23 protein-coding genes and 1 pseudogene are annotated in these 18,796 nt (G+C 66.1%); 10 read left to right on the forward strand and 14 right to left on the reverse strand.

Annotated elements, in window-relative coordinates; genetic code table 11:
- The first annotated feature begins 91 nt into the window (after positions 1-91).
- Positions 92-1,345 (forward strand): amidohydrolase family protein, encoded by a 1,254-nt coding sequence (locus J2X63_RS08825; protein WP_309976208.1) that lies wholly within the window; start codon positions 92-94, stop codon positions 1,343-1,345.
- 32 nt (positions 1,346-1,377) lie between these two features.
- Positions 1,378-2,577, forward strand: a complete 1,200-nt coding sequence (locus tag J2X63_RS08830; protein ID WP_309976210.1) for an MFS transporter — start codon at positions 1,378-1,380, stop codon at positions 2,575-2,577.
- 17 nt (positions 2,578-2,594) lie between these two features.
- On the opposite strand, the gene J2X63_RS08835 is transcribed toward J2X63_RS08830, so the two are convergent.
- The 4 genes from J2X63_RS08835 to J2X63_RS08850 all read right to left on the reverse strand — a co-directional run bounded on the left by J2X63_RS08835 (position 2,595) and on the right by J2X63_RS08850 (position 7,703).
- On the reverse strand, positions 2,595-3,236 hold the full coding sequence (locus tag J2X63_RS08835) for an LON peptidase substrate-binding domain-containing protein (RefSeq protein ID WP_309976212.1): 642 nt from the start codon (positions 3,234-3,236) through the stop codon (positions 2,595-2,597).
- A 40-nt stretch (positions 3,237-3,276) separates the two neighbouring features.
- Positions 3,277-4,098, reverse strand: a complete 822-nt coding sequence (locus tag J2X63_RS08840) for a C1 family peptidase (RefSeq protein WP_309976214.1) — start codon at positions 4,096-4,098, stop codon at positions 3,277-3,279.
- 218 nt (positions 4,099-4,316) lie between these two features.
- A complete protein-coding gene (locus tag J2X63_RS08845) occupies positions 4,317-5,744 on the reverse strand; it encodes a hypothetical protein (RefSeq protein ID WP_309976215.1) in 1,428 nt (475 codons plus the stop codon).
- A gap of 567 nt (positions 5,745-6,311) precedes the next feature.
- The gene (locus tag J2X63_RS08850) at positions 6,312-7,703 is read right to left on the reverse strand and encodes a DUF1254 domain-containing protein (RefSeq protein ID WP_309976217.1); all 1,392 of its coding nucleotides are present in this window, start codon (positions 7,701-7,703) and stop codon (positions 6,312-6,314) included.
- A gap of 523 nt (positions 7,704-8,226) precedes the next feature.
- Between J2X63_RS08850 and J2X63_RS08855 the strand changes: the two genes are divergently transcribed.
- A complete protein-coding gene (locus tag J2X63_RS08855; protein ID WP_309976219.1) occupies positions 8,227-8,472 on the forward strand; it encodes an SHOCT domain-containing protein in 246 nt (81 codons plus the stop codon).
- Between the two features lie 31 nt (positions 8,473-8,503).
- On the opposite strand, the gene J2X63_RS08860 is transcribed toward J2X63_RS08855, so the two are convergent.
- The 5 genes from J2X63_RS08860 to J2X63_RS08880 all read right to left on the reverse strand — a co-directional run bounded on the left by J2X63_RS08860 (position 8,504) and on the right by J2X63_RS08880 (position 11,654).
- Positions 8,504-8,971 (reverse strand): hypothetical protein, encoded by a 468-nt coding sequence (locus tag J2X63_RS08860; RefSeq protein WP_309976221.1) that lies wholly within the window; start codon positions 8,969-8,971, stop codon positions 8,504-8,506.
- Positions 8,968-9,273, reverse strand: coding sequence for a T-complex 10 C-terminal domain-containing protein (locus tag J2X63_RS08865; RefSeq protein WP_309976223.1), 306 nt, complete (start codon positions 9,271-9,273; stop codon positions 8,968-8,970). The genes J2X63_RS08860 and J2X63_RS08865 overlap by 4 nt, the downstream gene beginning before the upstream one ends.
- 216 nt (positions 9,274-9,489) lie before the next feature.
- Positions 9,490-9,849 carry a hypothetical protein gene (locus tag J2X63_RS08870; protein ID WP_309976226.1) on the reverse strand — a complete coding sequence of 120 codons (360 nt, stop codon included), beginning with the start codon at positions 9,847-9,849 and terminating at the stop codon, positions 9,490-9,492.
- Between the two features lie 376 nt (positions 9,850-10,225).
- Complete coding sequence (locus J2X63_RS08875) at positions 10,226-10,606, reverse strand: hypothetical protein (RefSeq protein ID WP_309976228.1); 381 nt, start codon at positions 10,604-10,606, stop codon at positions 10,226-10,228.
- A gap of 343 nt (positions 10,607-10,949) precedes the next feature.
- The gene (locus tag J2X63_RS08880) at positions 10,950-11,654 is read right to left on the reverse strand and encodes a DeoR/GlpR family DNA-binding transcription regulator (RefSeq protein WP_309976230.1); all 705 of its coding nucleotides are present in this window, start codon (positions 11,652-11,654) and stop codon (positions 10,950-10,952) included.
- A gap of 56 nt (positions 11,655-11,710) precedes the next feature.
- Between J2X63_RS08880 and J2X63_RS08885 the strand changes: the two genes are divergently transcribed.
- From J2X63_RS08885 to J2X63_RS08905, 5 genes are all read left to right on the forward strand, one after another.
- Entirely contained in the window at positions 11,711-12,085 is a 375-nt protein-coding gene (locus J2X63_RS08885) for a DUF4406 domain-containing protein (RefSeq protein ID WP_309976231.1), read from the forward strand.
- Positions 12,086-12,319: 234 nt separating this feature from the next.
- Positions 12,320-12,820: a DUF4265 domain-containing protein gene (locus J2X63_RS08890; protein ID WP_309976232.1), complete on the forward strand. Its 501-nt coding sequence runs from the start codon at positions 12,320-12,322 to the stop codon at positions 12,818-12,820.
- Between the two features lie 100 nt (positions 12,821-12,920).
- Positions 12,921-13,274, forward strand: coding sequence for a helix-turn-helix transcriptional regulator (locus tag J2X63_RS08895; RefSeq protein WP_309976233.1), 354 nt, complete (start codon positions 12,921-12,923; stop codon positions 13,272-13,274).
- Entirely contained in the window at positions 13,271-14,140 is an 870-nt protein-coding gene (locus J2X63_RS08900) for a hypothetical protein (RefSeq protein WP_309976234.1), read from the forward strand. The genes J2X63_RS08895 and J2X63_RS08900 overlap by 4 nt, the downstream gene beginning before the upstream one ends.
- Positions 14,137-14,496 carry a hypothetical protein gene (locus J2X63_RS08905; protein ID WP_309976235.1) on the forward strand — a complete coding sequence of 120 codons (360 nt, stop codon included), beginning with the start codon at positions 14,137-14,139 and terminating at the stop codon, positions 14,494-14,496. The genes J2X63_RS08900 and J2X63_RS08905 overlap by 4 nt, the downstream gene beginning before the upstream one ends.
- 163 nt (positions 14,497-14,659) lie before the next feature.
- Here J2X63_RS08905 and J2X63_RS08910 read toward each other — a convergent pair whose 3' ends face one another.
- The 3 genes from J2X63_RS08910 to J2X63_RS08920 form a co-directional block, all read right to left on the reverse strand.
- Positions 14,660-15,094: a hypothetical protein gene (locus J2X63_RS08910; protein WP_309976236.1), complete on the reverse strand. Its 435-nt coding sequence runs from the start codon at positions 15,092-15,094 to the stop codon at positions 14,660-14,662.
- 180 nt (positions 15,095-15,274) lie between these two features.
- Complete coding sequence (locus J2X63_RS08915) at positions 15,275-15,670, reverse strand: hypothetical protein (RefSeq protein ID WP_309976237.1); 396 nt, start codon at positions 15,668-15,670, stop codon at positions 15,275-15,277.
- Positions 15,671-15,781: 111 nt separating this feature from the next.
- Complete coding sequence (locus J2X63_RS08920; RefSeq protein ID WP_309976238.1) at positions 15,782-16,204, reverse strand: SMI1/KNR4 family protein; 423 nt, start codon at positions 16,202-16,204, stop codon at positions 15,782-15,784.
- Between the two features lie 330 nt (positions 16,205-16,534).
- Between J2X63_RS08920 and J2X63_RS08925 the strand changes: the two genes are divergently transcribed.
- Positions 16,535-17,125, forward strand: a complete 591-nt coding sequence (locus tag J2X63_RS08925) for a recombinase family protein (RefSeq protein ID WP_309977879.1) — start codon at positions 16,535-16,537, stop codon at positions 17,123-17,125.
- A gap of 292 nt (positions 17,126-17,417) precedes the next feature.
- Positions 17,418-17,825, forward strand: coding sequence for a hypothetical protein (locus tag J2X63_RS08930; protein WP_309976239.1), 408 nt, complete (start codon positions 17,418-17,420; stop codon positions 17,823-17,825).
- Between the two features lie 207 nt (positions 17,826-18,032).
- On the opposite strand, the pseudogene J2X63_RS08935 reads toward J2X63_RS08930, so the two are convergent.
- Positions 18,033-18,296: pseudogene (locus tag J2X63_RS08935) on the reverse strand (hypothetical protein); the annotation flags it as partial.
- A gap of 98 nt (positions 18,297-18,394) precedes the next feature.
- Positions 18,395-18,784: an MmcQ/YjbR family DNA-binding protein gene (locus tag J2X63_RS08940; protein WP_309976240.1), complete on the reverse strand. Its 390-nt coding sequence runs from the start codon at positions 18,782-18,784 to the stop codon at positions 18,395-18,397.
- Positions 18,785-18,796 lie beyond the last annotated feature (12 nt).

Raw genomic sequence — 18,796 nt, forward strand, 5'->3', positions numbered from 1 at the left:
AGATATGTGCAATCTGCACATACGTGCTACTTTACACGTAGATGGGCCGCCGCCCGGTAGTGCTCTCTGGTGGATGAATGGAAGAAGTCGTATGCGCACTGCAATTGTCGCCGGTCGGGTCTTCGACGGCACCGAGATCCTCGGCCCGAAGACGGTGGTCATCACCGATGGGCTCATCGAGTCCATCGGTGACCGCACACCCGCAGACGCACAGGTCGTCGAAGCGCCTGGCGCGACGCTGCTGCCCGGTCTCATCGACGCGCACGTGCACACTGATCCCGCAGGGCTGCGGTTGGCACTGCAGTTCGGCGTGACGACGGAGCTCGAGATGCAGGGAGCGAACACGGCCCGCGACCGCGCTCACATCACTCAGGATGACACCCTGGCCGACGTGCGTTCCGCGGGGTTCGGTCTCACTCCTCCCGGAGGGCACCCCGAGGAGCTGTTCCCCAAGGACTTCAACCCCCAGCGCGGCGGTGGCCGTGGCGGTCCGGGTGGCCGCCCTGGAACTCGCGAACGAGTCGATCCGATCGTGCACGCGAAGGTCACCACGCCGGAGGAGGCCGTCGATGTCGTCGGTCGGCTCGCCCGGGCCGGCTCCGACTACATCAAGTTCATGGTCGACGACGGCAGCGTGGAGGGACACCCCGGCCTGCCCATGCTCGACCAGGCGACGCTCGACGCCGGCGTCGCCGAAGCCCACCGCCTCGGCATGCTGACGGTGGCGCACGCGCTCACCATCGAGGCCACGCAGATGAGCATCGAGGCGGGCATCGACGGCCTGGCGCACCTGTTCATGGACCGTCCGCACACGCCAGCGATCATCGACGCCATCGCAGAGTCGGGCGCGTTCGTCATCGCCTGCGTCGTGCTCGACGCCTCGATGATGGGCATCACCGGATCGGCGCTCGCGGACGACCCCAGGGTCGCCGACAAGCTCTCCCCGGAGTGGGACGCGACGCTGCGCAGCAGCTTCAACCACTATCCGCAGGGTCGGCTCGAAGACGTTCTGGCCACGGTTCGTGCTCTCGAGGCCGCCGGAGTCGACCTTCTCATCGGCACCGACGTGTCCCAGCCGCTGCCCTTCCTCGGCGGTCTCGCGCACGGTGCGAGCGTGCATCAGGAGCTGCAGTACTTCGTCGATGCGGGGCTGACCCCGACGACGGCGCTCGGCGCTGCCACGGCGGTGACGGCTCGTCGTTTCGGTCTCACCGATCGGGGCACGATCGCCGTGGGCCAGCGTGCGGACCTCCTTCTGGTCGACGGCGATCCGACCACCACGATCAGCGACACGTTGAACGTGCGCGAAGTCTGGCGTCGCGGCATCCGTCAGTCGGCAGCCTGAGGCGCGGGATGCCGGTCAGTAGAATGCCGAGGATGAATTCGCCGGCGGTCCTTCCACGCGTGTCCGCCGCGCGTTTCGGCGTCGCGATGCTCTTCGTCGCGAACGCGTTGGTGTTCGCGACGATCGTGACCCGGTATCCGGAGCTGAAGGACCGGTTCGACCTCACCGAATTGACGTTCGGCTTGATGGTGGCGTGCGGCCCGCTGGGTTCGATAGTCGGGAGCATCATCGCGGGTCGGCTGGTCGCGCGCCTGGGTGCCGTATCGGTTGCCGTGACGTCTTCCGTGCTGCTCGGCGTCTTGCTCATGGTGGCCGGCTTCACGAGCGGGCCGATGATTCTCGGCGCGGTGTTGTTCGTCATCGGCTTCGCAGATGCAACAGGCGACGTCGGGAACAACGCGCACGGGCTTGCGATCCAGCGACTGATGGGCCGATCCATCATCAACGGCCTGCATGGGGCCTGGAGTGCCGGGGCGATCGCCGGCGCCCTCCTCGGAGCGGGTGCGCTTCGGTATGCGTTGCCCATCGAGATCCATCTGCCGGCCATGGGAGCGATCATCGTCATCGGCAGTGTCTGTGCGCTCCCGCTCGTGCGCCTGCCCATGGCGCCGTCGTCGCAGACGCGGTCGCCGTCGCATCGGACCAGTCGGTTCAGTGCGATTCTCATCGCGGCGTGCGCCATCGCCGCCATCGGCGGGTTCCTCGAAGACGTCGGTTCCACATGGGGTGGGATCTACGTGGTCTCCGAAACCGGTGCCAACGTCGCCGAAGCAGCGATCCCCTTCGTCGCATTGATGGGTGCGCTCACGCTGGGCAGATTCACCTCCGACGCACTCGTCGACCGCATCGGGTCGGTCGGAACGCTCCGGGTCGGCTCGGTGGCCGCCCTCGTCGGACTGCTCACCGCTGCCTTCGCGCCCGAGACGTGGGTCGTGGCCGTTGGACTCGGCATCCTCGGCCTGGGGATCGCTCCGATGATCCCGCTCGCGATGGATGCCGCCGACCGCGCTCCCGGCCTGGATACCGGCGCAGGTCTGGCGGCGGCGGCGACCGTGATGCGAGTGGGCCTCCTCGCCTCGCCGTTGCTGGTGGGTGCGCTGGCCGAGTGGGCCGGCCTTCGGGTGGCGATCGCCGCCTGCTTGCTCGTGCCCGCGGTGGCGTGGGTACTTGCGGGGTCGGTGCGCAACGCCGAACTGATCCCAGCCCCAGGCGTAGCCGACGTCAGTCGCTGATGCATGGGCGGCAGCTCCTAGACGGCGCCGTCATCCTCGTCGCGCGCATCGGCGGCGCGGGCGATGAGCACGGGCTCCTCCTCGAGGCAGGAATCGATGATGCCGCGGAGAAGTCCTCCGAGGCTGGTCGAGTTCAGCAGACGGAATCGGTCGTACTCGCCGAGCGGAGCGATCGCGGCGAGCTGCCAGGCGGACTCCACCGGATCATCGGACAGCGGCGTCCCGGCATCCCATCGAGCCTCATCGAGCGCGGAGGCGAGGGTGGCGAGGCGGCGCACCACCTGCTCCGCTTCGCGGTGGAGCGGCGTGAGGTCGTCGTCCCAGACGAGCGGGGCCAGCGTCGACACGTCGGCCACCGGGTGCGGGTCATCCTCGTGCCAGCTGTCGACGGAGATCCGCTCCCCGCCGAGCGCGACCACGTACAGGTCCGCCGCGCCCGCCTCGATGCGCAGGATGCGCGCCATGGTGCCGATCGATGCGCGCTGATCGCCACCGCCGGCCTCAAAGCCGCGCTCGATGAGCACCACCCCGAATTCAGGATCCTCCTGGTCGAGCAGATGTCCCATCATGGTGAGGTAGCGCGGCTCGAACACCCTCAGCACCAGCGGTGTGTATGGGAACAGCACACTGCCCAGCGGGAACATCGCCACGCCATCCATGGGCACCAGTCAATCAGCCGCACCCCTTCTCGGGACGGAGCTATTGCATCGCGGTGATGTAGACGGCGGTGCCTTGCGCGAGCGCTTGAAACGTCTGGTAGGCCATCCAGACGTATCCGTCGCTTCCCCAATCCGTACCGAAGCTGTTCTGGATCAGCACCGCCTGTGTCGTGTCGTCATAGCCGATGATCAACATGCAGTGCCCGACCAGTTGGCCGTTCGGCTTCGTCGCGATGATGCCGTTGCCGACATATGGGTTGGGCGTGCCGTCGTACTTCGCGAAGTCGGTGTAGAGCCGCGTGCCGTAGGCGAGCGCGTGACCCTGCGAGACGATGTTGCGGATGTTGTTCAGCCCGGTCTCGCCGAGCACGCTGACGTTCAACCACGCGGTCGGCTGGAAGTTCGTATCGGGGGAGAGCTGAGCAGTGCCGTATGCGGTCCAGACTGCGTCGCAGGCGCTCGAACCGGGCGCGGGCTCGGGAGCCGCCTGCATCGACGGTGTGCCGCCATTGCTGTCGAGGTATCTCAGGCAGGCGATGATCTGGCCGCCCGTGCACGTGTCGACGGGGATGTCGGACTGCCCCAGCATCTGGACATACGTGTAGTAGGGACTCGCTTGCTGCGCGCTGGATCGGGGATCGGTGATCAGCCCTGCCTGCGCCGCGGCGAAGGTGGTGAGGCCGTAGGTTGAAGACCAGACGAAGCAACTCGGCGTGTCCTGTTTTCCCACGGGCGGCAGGAAGGCGGCGTTCACCATTGCGCTGGGCGGCAGCGTGCCCACGGCCGGTGGCACACTCACCGGCCCGGGTTCGGGCACGGAGGGGTCGTACCCGTACTCCATCGTGTCGTGGATCGTGGCCATCGAAGACTCCCTCGTCGGTTGCAGGCCCCAGACCCGCAAGGGCTAGGTTACGCAGCGAGAGGTCGACCTGCGGGCACGGAGACGAGTCATCCATTGTTCATTTCTGCCCCCTGCGGCGACGACCTGGTGACTGCTCCCCGCAGTGCGTACGCACCGCCAGTGCGGCACTCGAGTGCACAACAGGATCGGCCACCGGTCATGCAGCTATCTTGCCGCTCTCAGCCCATTCGCCTACGGTTCCGCATCCGGCTCATCACGGCGCCGGCGAGAAGCAGCGCGATGGCGAACGGTGCCAGCCACATCCCTCCGACGTTGGTGGCGGCGAGGGCAGGGGTGGCGGCGACAGCAGTCGCTGTGGGTGCCGGTGCGACGACAGCAGCCGCTGTGGGTGCCGGTGCGACGACCAGCGCGGCGCCGACGGTGAATGCCACAGCCACCTCGCCGCTGGTCGCACCGGTGAGTGTAACTGTGTGCGGGCCGGGTTCGATGCCAGACGGCAACACGAACGCGAACACCGCCGTCCCCTCAGGGCCGACGATGCGTGAACCGAGTGCGACCGGCGTGGATTGCAGCACTCCGGTCACGCTCTCCCCGACTTCAAAGCTGTGCCCGATGACCGTGACAGCACCGCCCACGTTCAGGTCACCGGTGATCGTCGCGCTCAACGGTGTCGTGGACCGGCTGACGAACAAGCAGGTGACATCTGCGAGCGGCGCGAGCCGCAGCGACGTCACCGCCACCCATGCCCCTGCAGGGCCGGTGTTGCATTCGATGGATTTCGTCGCATAGCCGGGGGGACCGCTGATCGACAGGTCGTGGTTCTCGAAAACCGACACCGTGATCGTGCTCCCGCCCGTCGAACCGGTCACGGTTTCGGGAGGCAACGTCGAAAGGAAGAACGGGGTTGCGGTCAAGACGAAGTCGGATTCGGTAACACCCTCACCTGTGTCGATGACCTTGTTCGCCAAGGTGAGTTCAGCTGCCTCCACCGTCACAGTGCATACGACCGAGAACCCCAACGGCACGGTCACCACGCTGTTCAGGCCGTCAGCGTACCCGGGGATGACGGCACCGTTCGCGTCCACTTGCAGGCACCTCCAGGTGCCAACCGCGTAGCGTATGTCGCCATCAGCGATCAGGCTGTAGGGAGCCCCAGGTGTCACTTCGCCGGTCGCGCCAGAAGGACCCGCAGGCCCAGGCGTGGCGCCACTGTCGAAAGGCGTATAAGCGTTGACGGACCATTGAGCGGGTGTGGACTCCCCGTTGGCGACATCAACCTCGAGGGTGAGGATGGTCGGCGTGACAGGAGCCGGATCGCCGGCCGCGGCTTCTAGGACGGCCGGTTCGACATTCGACACTGCGGGGTGGTCTTCGAGCGCAAGCGGTTCGACTTCGGAGATGAGGGGAGCCGCGCCCGACGCCTTGCCGGGATCACTTATCGCTGAGATTTCCGTGGCTTCGGGCGTGCTGGTGCCACCGTTGTCCTCGGGCACCGCCACCTCGGCGGTCGGCGGATCCTCGCCCTCATCCGCTGTCGCGCTCAGCGGAACGGCCAGCATCGCCGGTGCCAGGAGCAACACGGCCAACGATGACATCACGATACGGCGGTGCCGGAAGGATCTGAGGGTGGCGCGGTGCTCTGACATGAGGTGCCGTCCTGCCGGCGGGTCGGGTACCAGCGCTCCGCTCACCGTACGCCCGCCGCTGATGCCCTGTCCAGCAACGTCACTCCGGCATGACCGGGTGGGATTTCGTGCGCTAGACCTCGTGAGTCTCCGCGCGGGACGTCAAGCTCCGCTGTAGTACTACTCGCACAGCGGAGAGTTCGTCACCCTTGAGCGTCTTCCACCACTTAGCACCGCGGGACAGTACGAACGGCATGGTGACGGATCAAACCGTGCGGGCCCCCATCAGCGGCGACCGATGCGACGATCCGAGGGATGTACCACAGCATCGACACGCATGCCAGAACGAGTGCGACCCAGTATGCCGCCGGGAGCTCCTTCTTCGGGCATGCACCCATGTCCTGCTCCCTGATTTCGGCCGTGCTCCACGGTAGTCAAGACGCTCCCGGCACAGCGCCGAGCATACGGACTGCGCGCGCGCCGCCCGCAGCCCAATCCGCTTGCGGACATGCTGCACCGTGAGCTCGAACCGGTCAGAGTCGATCGATTCTGACCGCATGCCGATCGTTTGGGAGCTTCCAGCAACGCCTATGCCGCGACGATGTCTCCGAGCTTCCAACTGCGGTCGAAATAGGGTTCGAGTGGGCCGTAGAAGCGGAAGTACGAGAACCAGTGATGACCGGGGATGGTCTGCACCCAGTTGTATTCGCCGGCTCTGGGGGCTTCCGGTCCGAAGTACAGGTCGACGGAGCCGTCGTCGTTGGCGACGAGTTCGGCGTCGCGCGAGCCGCGGTCTCCACGCTGCTGCGCATTGTCGATGAGGCAACGCGTCGTGACGTCGTACACGGTGGCCGACCAGAACAGCTTCGCCGGCACATCGGCCGGCACATGCAGCGTGTAGTCGCGTCCGCCGTCGAGCCACTCGCCCTCGGCGTCGGTGTACGAGCCGAGATAGGCCTGGCCGACGCCGGGCGTGGTGCTCTTCATGGCCTCGGAGAAGCTGACGGCTTCGTAGAACCAGGATGCTCGCTCGAGCAGTTCGTCGTATCCGTTGCCTCGCTGGGCTGAGTTGTCGAGCACGATCGCCTGCTCCCAGGCCCGATCGGGCCAGTAGGTCCCTTGCGCGAACCGTTTGGCGAAGGTGTTGGCCTGGGCCATGAGCTCGCCGGCGGCGGCACCGTCCTCGAGGATGCGAATGAGCCGCTCCGAGGGTGCGAACGGTTCGCCCTTCTCGATGCCGAGCTGCTTGAGCATGGCGAGGTAGAAGCGGTCGCGTTCGTCGACCACCTCGCTCTGGTAGATCTCGTGCAGGCGCCGCCAGTAGTCGAGGCCGCGTGGTTGGTCTCCCGTCCAGGCGCGGCCGTCGGGCGACACGATCCGAGTGGGCGCCGGGTTCTCGCGGTCGGCGTACGGGTAGATGCGTACCGCCCTGACCAGCGCGTCGGCATGCGCCGGATCGGGGTCGAGGGTGCGGAACCCGAACATGATGTTCACGCCGGACGAGCGGAGGGTGCGGTAGTCCTCTGCGAGGCCGTCGGGGGCGTCGACGCCGGGAGCGAGGATGACGTATTTGCCGCCCTGCCCGCGATCCGGGCCCATCTCGCCCATCGCGCCGACTTCGCGCTGCCAGAAGTCCGAGACACCGCCGGCGGTCGGACCGGCGGGCAACTCGATGACGAGGGGGCCGGTGTCGGAAAGGTCGAAGAAGTTGAGGATGTACGGCGTGGTCGCATTCGCCGTGATCAAGCCCAGCCGGTCCCGATAGCTGAGGTAGCGCACGAGGTCGCTGCGGGTGGCACCGAAGACGTCGTAGTGCTGCGTCTTCCACTGCGCGTACGACACCAGCGGCAGAGCCCAGAGGTACGCCTGGCAGGCGAGCTGATAGTCGAGCTCGTCGAAGATCGTCGGGATCGCCTCCCGTGCCGGCACGTCGCCGTCCATCGCCAGTCCGTTGAGGCGGCCGGGGAGGCCGTCGGTCACGGGTCCCCGTTCCGCATCCCCGAAATCCTGCTGATCGTCATACTCGAGATTCCCCATGCCTCAGTATCTCGACCAGCGCCGACTTCGACAGCGCGATCTCGTAAATTCCCGTCGGGCCGCGACAAACGATCGATTTTGACCGCAAGGCGATCGCTGAAGGATCCTTCAGCGCGAAGTCACGACGCTGGGTCCAGTCCGGCGAGGCTACTCGTCGACATCCGCCCCTGCGCAGTGGAGGGCCCAGGCAGCCACGGCTACTCCTCCGACGGCGGATGCTGTGACTCCTGTCCAGAATGCGGGACCGAACCCGCCCAGTGGGCCGGCCATTATCAGAGCGACCATCAACCCCGTCGTAGCAGCACAAAGCCCACCGCTAAGGGCTCCCGCGCGTGACGAGCGAATGAACTTCAGCATGAGCGCTCGCGACCCCGGTCCAGCCAAGCCAGGAAACGGATGCACCACCGAGGCTAGAGCCGCCTGATGCTGCTGCGGGCGGAGCGGATGGCGCCGATAGGCTGCCGCCATGGGTTACGGATTCACCGGCTGGCATATCCTCGTCATCTTGGCCGTGCTGCTGGTCATCGCGGCAGTCGTTGCGGCCGTGATCGTCGTCGCAATCGTCGCAAGCAGGCGTGTTGCCGCACCTTCGCAGCCGAACGTCCAAGCGCCGTCGGCTCGGCTCTCGCAGCTCGAGCACCTGCGGGTGAACGGGCAGATCACCGAACAGGAGTACGCGGCCAAACGCGCTGAGATCCTCGGTCAGCTCTGACCGGGGCGCGCTTAAGCGGATCGTTTAGCGACTACGGCAGGTTGAGCACGTACTCGGTACCTTGGCTCTCGTTCTGCACGGTGACGATGAGGGGCCGACCGTCGGCAGACGGCGGAAGTTTGAACACATGAGTGGTCGCTGCCATGTCGGCCGTGCACGCGTCATGGGGTGACGGGCTGAATGAGATCGTTACCTGGTCTGGTGCCATCACCTGAAGGTCGCCGGCGACTGGCGGACAGCTGCTGCTTCCGATGGTGACGATTCCGAATTCGTCCTCGTTCACCCACCCGGCCGTTGGAGACCCGCTGAGGAGATCCGGCCCTGTTCCTTCCCACCCCTTCGGCAGCCCCTTCACAACCCGTTCAGCCTTCGAACCGTCCGCGTGAAACTCCGGCCCGCTGGACGCCGCGGAGGAAATAGCGATGACAGCGATCCCGGCGATCGCGACGGCCGCCACCACGCCGGCGATGGCACGACTGCGGGCCGCGGTCGAAGTCATTGACCCGTCGACGCCTCGAGGAGCGTACTCGCGTCGATTGGCTGGTTGCCGCGGTAGTCGGGCGTCCCGTCGGGATGAATGACCGCGCCCACCCCCAGGGTCACATTGCGGCCGACGTACTCAACGGTTCCGTCAGGATAAATGACGGTGCCAACATCCAGGGTGAGGTTCCGGTCGGGCGCGGCTTGGTTCGGTGTGGTGGTCTTCGCGTCCTCCTGCTGTGGCGCTACCGAGCAGCCCACGACCCCGATCAGCACGACCGCAGCCGCAGCAACACTCATTCCCACCCGCTGGAGAACCATGAATCGGACGCTATCGCAGGCGACACCGCGGCGGTTTCACGATCCGGTAACGCCTCGAGCGACAGACTCGCGGCCGGCCAGATAGAGCCGGGCTGCCGCCCGGTCCGATGGCCACAAACGATCCGCTTGCGGCCGTCCGGTGACGGATGGTCCAGTGGGGTCAAGGCCCGAGTCTCAGTTGAAAGGTGCCGGGTTCGTCGCGAACCATTTTGATATTCATGCCTCGCCTAACCGTGGGTGCCGAGCACTGGCGCGCCACATCGCGATAGCTACGAGAACAAGTGCCGTCCCCAACAGCATGACGAGGGTGAGGGTCCAGTCTGACTGGAACATAATCTGCTCGGGGCCGGAGGCGTATTCGCAGCGGATCCCTACTGGCCACCAGGTCACGGACGAATGCCGAAGCGCCTCGGCAGGGGCCGTAGAGTTCTGGAGGTCAGAGCACGCGATTGTTGGATTGCGCACGTTGTACCAGTACTGCGCGATGGCGCCGAACAGGAACATCATCGTTCCGGCGAACGCAAGCATGATCGACGTGATCTTCCATGCGCTTCTTGACTTCGCTTGCGTGCTCACGCTGAGAGGACAGCGTATGGCCGAAGGCGGTGGGTGACTTGATGAAATTGGCGCCGTTGAACGCGAATGAGCACGTTCTCACCATTGGACGTGATCTTCCGAGTGGCGATTCGGGCAATAGCCATAGAGCCCCCCAACCGGCCGCCTAAGGGCAACATGCCTGCGACGCTAGCGAGTTCGGCGACTTGAAGCCTCATCCACTACTGGGACTTGACGCGATGAATGAATTCGGCGGGCCCCACGGTCGGCGGCCGAGGGCCCGGAGAGCGTCGACCGCATGTGGTCCGTCGCCGGAACTCAAGTCGTGCCACTGTGGGCTCCGATGCGAACACGGCTCGCACAACTCCATCCGCTTGTGGGTTGTCCTGTCGCCGATCTACGCCGAGGGGAAAAGGTCTATCCGCACTTCGTCGGGCGAGAGATCGGTGACCTGCACGTCCGCATCCACTGTGACGACCAGTTGGTTCCACCCCCGGTGCGCAGGGTGAATTACGTCGCCGTCCGCATCGCCGATGGCGATCCTGCCGCCAGGAACCAGGATCGTTCCTCGGAACACTTCGCGCCGAGTCGTCGTCGCCAGCGCTTCATGAGGCAGGAGGCGAACGATGACCTGAGCTTCGGCCCAATCGAACTCCCCGGCAAACGAATCGACGTCCTGGGCGTGCCGAATGGAGGCGACAATGCCGTGCTCATTCGCGGACACAAGATTTGTTGGGTCCACGTCAGGGATCTGTCCGCCATACTCCTGATCAGCCACGATGACGATTCCCCAGTGAAACGGTCGTCTGATGACCGTCGAAACGAGAGCTTGCACAGCTAGCGACAGCATCGGTCGCCTGCCTTTCGTCCCGGCCTCACTCGCCATTCGCGACGGTCGCCATCTCGAGTCGAGGGAGCGCAAGCGGATGCGCTGCGCTTACGGACGCGGACGCGGCGGTCGCTCAAGCCCTCGCGGAGTTCGCCGCGACCGGGATCGTGCAGTGCGGCGACTCGCTTTCCCGTGCACGTTGCACGCAGCGGTGCGGTGAACTCGTCACGCCGGTGCGAGCAAGGCGCACCGGTAACGCGGGCGAGCGGGACTACTTGCCGCAGCGTGAGGCTCAGGCAGCCTCGGGGTCGACGATGATGCCGGCCACGCGATCGCGCTCGATCACGGGGAACGCCGACGCGACGCCGACCTTCTCACGGCTCGCGAGCACGTAGGTCTCCGACGCCTGGGCGGCGAGAGCGCGCTTCGTGGCCGCGTCGTCGATGTCGCCCGTCGTGAGCCCGGCCTCGGGGTGCACGCCCGTGACGCCCATGAAGAACTGGTCGGCCCTGAGGCGCCGGATCGCCTCGAGCGCGAGCGCCCCGCCAGTGACCATCGAGTGCCGCGAGAGCCTGCCGCCGATGAGGAACACCTCGGCAAGCGGATGCTCCGCCAGCGCGATCGCGACGTACGGGCTCGGGGTGATCACCGTCACTTCGAGCTCGGCGGGCAGAAGCCCCGCCATCGCGAGCGTGGTGGTGCCGGCGTCGAGGATGATCGTCGAGCCGGGTCGGATGAGGCGCACGGCTGCCCGCGCGACCCGCTCCTTGCTCTCGGTCGCGAGCTCGAGTCGCTCGCCATAGGGCCGCGCCGCGGGCGATGCCGCGAGTGCCCCGCCGTAGACGCGCTGGCAGAGCCCCGCCGCGTCCATCTCGCGGAGGTCGCGGCGGATGCTGTCTTCGGAGATGCCGAGTTCCGCGGCGACGTCTTTGGTCACGACTCGCCCGTCAGCCTTGAGCAGGGCGAGGAGATGATCTTTGCGCTGGGCGGTGAGCATGCGGCTTCTTTCCTAGAGTTGCACGATTCTGCACGCTTGAACCTACAGTGGATCGCATGACCACTCCACTGCAGATCCTCATCGCCGGTCCCTATCGATCCGGCACTGGCGGCGACCACGAAGCCATCGCCCGCAACCTCGCCCGGCTCGAGGAGGCAGCCTGGCCGATCTTCGAGCTCGGGCACGTGCCCATGATCGGGGAGTGGGTCGCCCTCCCGGTGCTGCGCGGTGCTGAGGGCACGCTCGACGGCACGGGCGAAGGCGACGGCGCCGACGTCATGTACGAGACCGCGGCCCGCCTCCTCGAGCACTGCGACGCGGTGCTGCGACTCCCCGGCGAATCCTCGGGCGCCGACACGGATGTCGCGATCGCCCGGCGTCGCGGCATCCCGGTGTACTTCGGCCTCGAGGAGATACCCGTCCGCGGGTGATGCTGCGATGTCGGCGACATAGTGGACACTGGAGCAATGATCGCGGGCCAGGCCCTCAACTAACGCCCGCGGATACGACCGATCTTCGACAGACGCTATCACTGCGCTGCGGGCGCGATCGGGGCCTCCACCAGTGCGGACCGCGTTGAAGCGCTCAGCGATCCCCGCGTGCGACTCGTCCGCCCGCCCGTCTTCGGAGCTAGACCCGTCCGTCCGGCTGTTAGCGTCTCGGACGTGGACCAATACCGGCAGCACCCCTCGAAGGCATGCGTTTGGAACGGCGAAGAGCTCGTGCCGGCCGCCGAAGCATCCGCTGCAGAATCGGTGGTCTGGTTCGTAGTGCCGCCGGACCCGGACATTCCACGCGACTACGCAGTCTGGGAGGCGCTGAACGCGGCGCAGGTCGAAGGTGACGTCTACCGGGTCTGGGCGTCGCCGGCGCTGTTCGCCCAAGTGGCGTTCGGCGACTCCGTCGACGTGATCCAGTCTGGTGAGGGCGCGTTGGTGGTGACGTCGATCGCCGCTCGCGGCGGGTACTCGAGCGCTCGCCTCTGGTTCGAAGAGGGAGGCGGCACATGGCGCGCTCCAGTGGAGCAGCTTGCTGCCGCGGGGTGCGTCGTGGACGTGTACTCGGAGCATCTGATCGGAGTGTCCTGGCCGGCGACACTCGAACGCGTTTCGAACGCACTCGAGCTTATGGAGCGTGAAGGCGTCCTGGTCTACGCGACCGCCTGACCTCGAACCAATCCGCTTGCGGTCAACATGCCGAGGGGCCGCATGCGCTGATCCAACGGGACGCTTGCCTTATTGGCACCTACCTTCCTATAGTTCGGGTATGCCGAGACGACGAGCTGGTGTGCTCCTCCCACTTGAGGTGCGAATCCTGGAAGCCGGGAGTGCGCTGCAACGCGCCGAGGGAACGTTCTACGGCTTCGCTGTCGCGCGTGAACTCGCCGGAGGCGACGGCGATGCCCTCATCGCGCAGGGCACCTTGTACAAGGTGCTGAACCGGTTGGCGGCCGCCGGCCTGCTTGAAGCGGAGTGGGAGGATGCCGCGGCGTCGGAGGGTCAGGGCCGGCCTCGACGACGGCTGTATCGGTTGACGGCGGACGGGGCCCGGACGCTCGCAGCTCAGGCGAACCCCCCGGTGACCAGCGCCATCACGGACCGAAAGTTGGGCTTGGCGTGACGCTTGAACGGACGCCGGAGTACCGGCGCGCCGCTCGGGTCGCCCTTCGCTGGTCGACTGTGTACACGCGCGGCCTCAACGGTCACGTAGCGGGCACCCGTCGAGATGAGATCGCCTCCGATCTGCACGAGCACGCCGCCTGGGCTGAAGAGCACGGGCTGTCCGCACCCCAGCTCGCCCGGTCGGTCCGGCGGCGCGTGCTCCGGGGCATCCCCTCAGATCTTGCGTGGCGGATCGAGCATCGAAAGGCCGCAAGCCCAGCACTGAGATTCGTGATCCGCGCGAACGCAGTGATCCTCGCCGTCGCCGCGACGACCGGGGTGGGCGCGGCGGCATGGAGCATGATTCCTGCGCCCGTCGACACGCCTCTCCCGTCACCGGCTGTTGTCGACGTCGAGCTGATCGCCTCGATCGAGGCTGGCCTGCAGCGCCGGGCCGCCACCTTCGCGGCCACCGTCGCCTGCATGGAGGACGCCGGGTGGACCATCCACGTCGTGGGAACGGAGTCGTTCCAGGTCCCTGGCCAGACCCAAGACCAGACACCGGTGATCTGGGAGGACTACCGGGCCTGCAGCGAGCGGACGGGATGGGGCACTAGCGACCCCGTGGCCTCGGATGCGCAACTGTCTCGGTTGTACGACTACGAGGTCGCGACCTTGGAGTGCATGGAGGACTACGGGGTGGAGGTCGACCCCGCCCCGACCCGACAAGCGTTCATCGATCGGATCGAGGCGGCTCCCGACTTCTGGTCTGCTTACGACGCTATCCAGAACGGTCCACGCGCGGTCGAGAAACGGACGGGTTTGACGCTCGAGCAGATGCACGAAGCATGCCCTGCACCCATCGAGTACACAGATCCGCTGTGACCGGGCCGCTCAACGAGGAGGTACGCAACGACCGCGACATCGAGCTCTCAAGGTCGCTCGCGTTCGTTGTGTTCATCGCAGGTGTCATCGTTCCATCGTGCGTGGCTGTCGTTCGGCTCTGGGTGATCGGCGCGCGGAACGCCCCGCTCTTTGGCGACGCATCGGGTGGCTACACGGATCCCGGCACGGATCCGACGCTCTGGGTTACAGCGATTCTGCTCAGTACAGTCGTGGCCCTGATCGCCTACTTCGTTGTAAGGGGGGCCCGTCACCGACGTGTGTTGGCCTCCGGGCTTGTCCTGGGGATCTTCGCCGCGATCGCCGCCTCGATCAATTGGACGATTATCGCTGGTTGATTTTCGCCAAGGCTTCAGGAGTCGTCTGTCGTCGGCCGCCCGCAAACGGATCGGCCCTCCGGAACGTCGTCAATCTCGCGTCGATTCATGCGCGGCGCGCAAGGATGCGAGCGCGCACCCAGGCGCTGCTTCCGCGGCACATCCATGGGTAAGTGCGAGGTAGCTATCGCGGCTGCAATCCGACTGATGTCGAGAAGGTCCGACTTGCCGGCATCCAGAGGAGCACCAACGATCCCAGGGTTAGGAGGCAGCCGATGTAGCCCCAGGGGTTTCCTTGAATGGTGAAGAGGATCAGCGCGACCAGGAAGAAGATCGACCAGTAGGCGGCCCCGACTGATCTGCGGAGAGCTGCGCGAGCAATCCAGAGTGGAACACCCACAGCCAACAGGGCGCCGACTGCGGAAATTGAAAGCAACAGCACGGTGGATGACGTGTCGAAACCTTGGCCGAGCAGGCGCACGATGTTGAAGGCAGTGATGATGCAGTTCAGGCCCGCTGTCACGACGAGTGCCACCGCGGCGATGACGACTATCTTCGGTCGTGCGCCGTCGAAGCTTTGAACTCGACTACCGCGGCAGCGGCGGCCGTTACGTTTCACGCTGACGTCCGATCTTCAGTAGAACAACCCTCAGGCCCGAACGCACAGACTTGGAGAACCGAGTGATCGACATCGTATGGTTGCCGCGCCGACTCCCTCAAGGTGCTACGCCCGACGTCCACAAGAGGGATCCCTCATCGCGTATTCGCCCGAGCCGCAGCGGGCGACGAGGACTTGCCCTCAACGGCGCGCCTGGGTCATCTCGGCTGACCAGCGTCGTGCGGCGGGGCGCCACAACAAGATCGCCGCAGAACCCACAAGCAACACGGCCAGGGCGAGGAATAGGTAACCGACGATCAGGCCGACGATGCTTGCGGCAACGACGAACAGGGCGAGCCATCGCGGCCACGCCCTCCCTTTCCATGCACCCACTGCGATGCTCACTTGAGCTATACCGACGGCGGTGATGAACAGGAGCAACAACAACGAGCCGGGCGCGAGGCCGTCGAGCGCGCCGAAGATGAGCGTGCCGATGAACGGAATCAAGAAGAACCCACCGGATACAGCCATCAACCCACTCGCCCAGGTGGTCTGCAATGGTCGATGTTGCATGGCGTAGGTCTCTTGGAACTTCATTCGGCCCCCCGACCTGAACGTCACGCCTACCGATAGAAATCTAGCGCGTTGATGACGCTGACGGCCGCGCCGAGGATCGCATAGACCCACGAGCCATCCGCTACCGGGTGGCTAGTGGGGAGGCAGGTCATCATGGACCCACGCCGTCCAAAAGGACTCCAGGTCCGGCGCAAGGCATGTGTGCTTCGCGTCGATCTCTGACCAGTAGCTGACACTGCCGTCCGTGTGGATGCAGAACGCGTTTCCTGTCCCGTCGTCGCCGAACGCGACCCCGGTGCGTTCGGCGGCAGTGCCGCCGTTCCGGGCGAGGAGATGTTCAAGTGGCCAAATGACGTACCACTGCCCTGCTCGATCCCAGACGCCATCGGTCTGCAGGTACAGGTCGCGGAGTGCGAGCGGGAGTGCGGTGTCGACCTTCGCTTCGGCCGCGTTCAGTTCCGCGCGGGACGCAGGCGGCCGCGTCGACACCTCGGGTCGGTCAAGAACAACCGCCCACCATGCTCCGCCGGGTCGGTCGGGTCCTTTGTTGTTCATCGGAGCCATTCTGCGGCCCGTGGCATGCAGCCGGTAGCGGATCCCTCAGGGTTCGCATTGCGCATCGGTGGATTGTCACTGGTGGAAGCTCCGATCGCGCCCGCAGCGCGGTGAGCCTCCCGGACCCGGCCCGGCTCGAACGGGCGGCCACCCTCGCCTGGCTGCGGGGTGGACGCATCCTTACCGGGTAGATGCGCTTTGGGCGGGCTCGTCACCAGAGTAGCTCCTGTCGAGGCACGTCCCATGCGCCTTCTTGAGCCGGTCGATCACCGGGACGTCCTGTTGACGCTGTCTGTGGCCAATGGGAACTTCCGGGGCGAGGCTTCGCGTATGAATGCACTACTGATCGGATACGCGCGCGTGTCCACATACGAACAAGACCTCACCGCACAACGGGTCGCCCTCGAGCGACTCGGGGTCGACCCCGCCTACATCTTCACCGACCACGGGCTGACCGGAACGAATCGGGCCCGACCTGGTCTCCGCGAAGCACTCGCCGCGTGCCGAGACGGCGACACGCTCGTTGTGGCGAAGCTCGACCGGCTGGCGCGCTCCCTACGCGACGCGAAGGACATCGTCGACGAGCTCACCGCCAAGCACGTCAAGCTCAGCATCGGCGGCTCCGTCCACGATCCGATCGACCCGGTCGGACGACTGCTGTTCAACGTGCTCGCGATGGTCGCGGAGTTCGAATCCGACCTGATCAGCGCTCGCACTCGAGAGGGCATGGAAGTCGCGAGATCGAAAGGCCGCCTCCGCGGCAAGGAGCCAACGCTCTCTATTCCCCAGCAGCACCACCTGATGGAGGTCTACAAGGCAGGCACCCACAGCACCGCAGAACTCGCCGAGCTCTTCAATGTCGCGCGCTCGACCGTGTACCGGACCATCCAGCGCCAGATGCACTCGAGGGGCACGCGCTGAGCTGGCGCGGGTCCCCGACCACTCAGCACTGCCGTGATTCCCGCAAGACCCGCCCGCGTTGATGCCCGGTCAAGGGGCGCTGAACGCACCCAGGGGGTGTCTGAGAAAGGTTGCTGTCGAGGCGAGCCGGCTTCGACGATGATGACACCATGAGCTTCGATATCCATCTTGAAGACTTCATCGTCGGCGGCAGCAGCGGGATCGATGTCGGTCCTCATCACCCGAACCCGTGTGGGGAGTCTCGGCTCGGAGTCAGGCAGGTGCGACTGCCACTCGAGAGTGGCATTCCTGCATGATGATCGCATTCCGGATCGCGGCGGCGCAGCTCGCCCTGCTTTCCGTCGGATTCGGCATCGCCGGGGTGCTCGGCGCTGAGTATTTCGCCCGGACCGGTCGAATCTGGGGCGCCGATTCGGGGTTCCCGACCTACGATCCGGTCGGCCTCGAACGCTGGGGCATCGAGGTCGGCGTCATCCCGGCGATCCTCGCCTTCGTCACCACCTGCGAGGTCGGGTTGATCGCCGCGATCCTCCTGTGGATTCGAAGGACGGCCGTCGTCGGCGCGATCCTCGCGTTCGTTGCGACGGCTCTTCAGGCCGTGTTCTGGCTGGCTTTCGACCTGCCATTCGGGCCGCCCGGAGGCGCAATCGTCGTCATCCTGACGGTCGTCGGCCTCGTTCTTCGGAGGCGTCGGCCCTAGGGCGTGTCTGAGAACGGTTGCTGCCGAGGCGAGCTGGCTTCGACGATGATGACACCACGAGCTTCGAGATCTTCCTCCAAGACTTCTCGGACGCCCCGGCGGATCGCAGTGAGTCGGTTGGGCAGCGCGTACTGGCGCCCTTGCTCGATGCAGACGGCGAGAATGTCGTGACTGCTGATGGCTCAGTTGCGGTGTACGGGCCGGCCAGCGAGGTGCCGTTGGACCACGCCGTCTTCTGTGCCCGGACCCGTCGGCCGGCTCCGGAATCACTGCCTTGATGCCCCGGCTGCACAGGTGAGCGCGGATCGCGAGCGCGTGATCAGGCGGCTCGACCACCGGATTCTTCAGTTCGACCCAGCCCCCTGTGACCCGCCTCACGTTGGTCGCGTGCTGGTGCGCTCGAGCGATGGTCGAGCCGACCGACACGGACCAGTCCACTGCGCCAGCCGCATCCGCGACCGCAGTAAGTCGTCAGCAGTCAACATCCACTGAGCGTCCGAGAGCATCTGGAATCGCGACACGACAGCCAGCATCGACCCAGGGGCAGGCGCATCTATGTCAGACGCGCCCTAGCCGCCGATGGCGTCGAGCTCGCGGCGCAGGTACTTCGGCGCCTGGACGCGCCACGCGTCGGTCACCAGCTCGGCGAGGTGATCGTCGTCGATGCGCGCCATGCGGAAGGCGACCTTCGGCTCACCCCAGGGCGTCGTGGTGCGCAGGAACACCTGGGGCGCCATCTGGACGAGGGCCAGTGCGTCGATCGGGTCTGCGACCTTCACGCCGACGACGAGTTCGGCCGCGATGATCTCGCGCATGTCTGCGGGAATGCTCGGCCAGGGGTGGCACTCCCAGGCGTACAGCTTGCCGCGCACGAACCACGCGGCGCCCCCGGTCGTCGCGCGCTCCTCGCTGCCGGGCAGGCCGGCGGCGGTGCGGCGCAGGTCGTCGAGGGTGGCCACATCGCGAGCCTA

The sequence above is a fragment of the Agromyces sp. 3263 genome (assembly GCF_031456545.1).
GTDB lineage: Bacteria > Actinomycetota > Actinomycetes > Actinomycetales > Microbacteriaceae > Agromyces.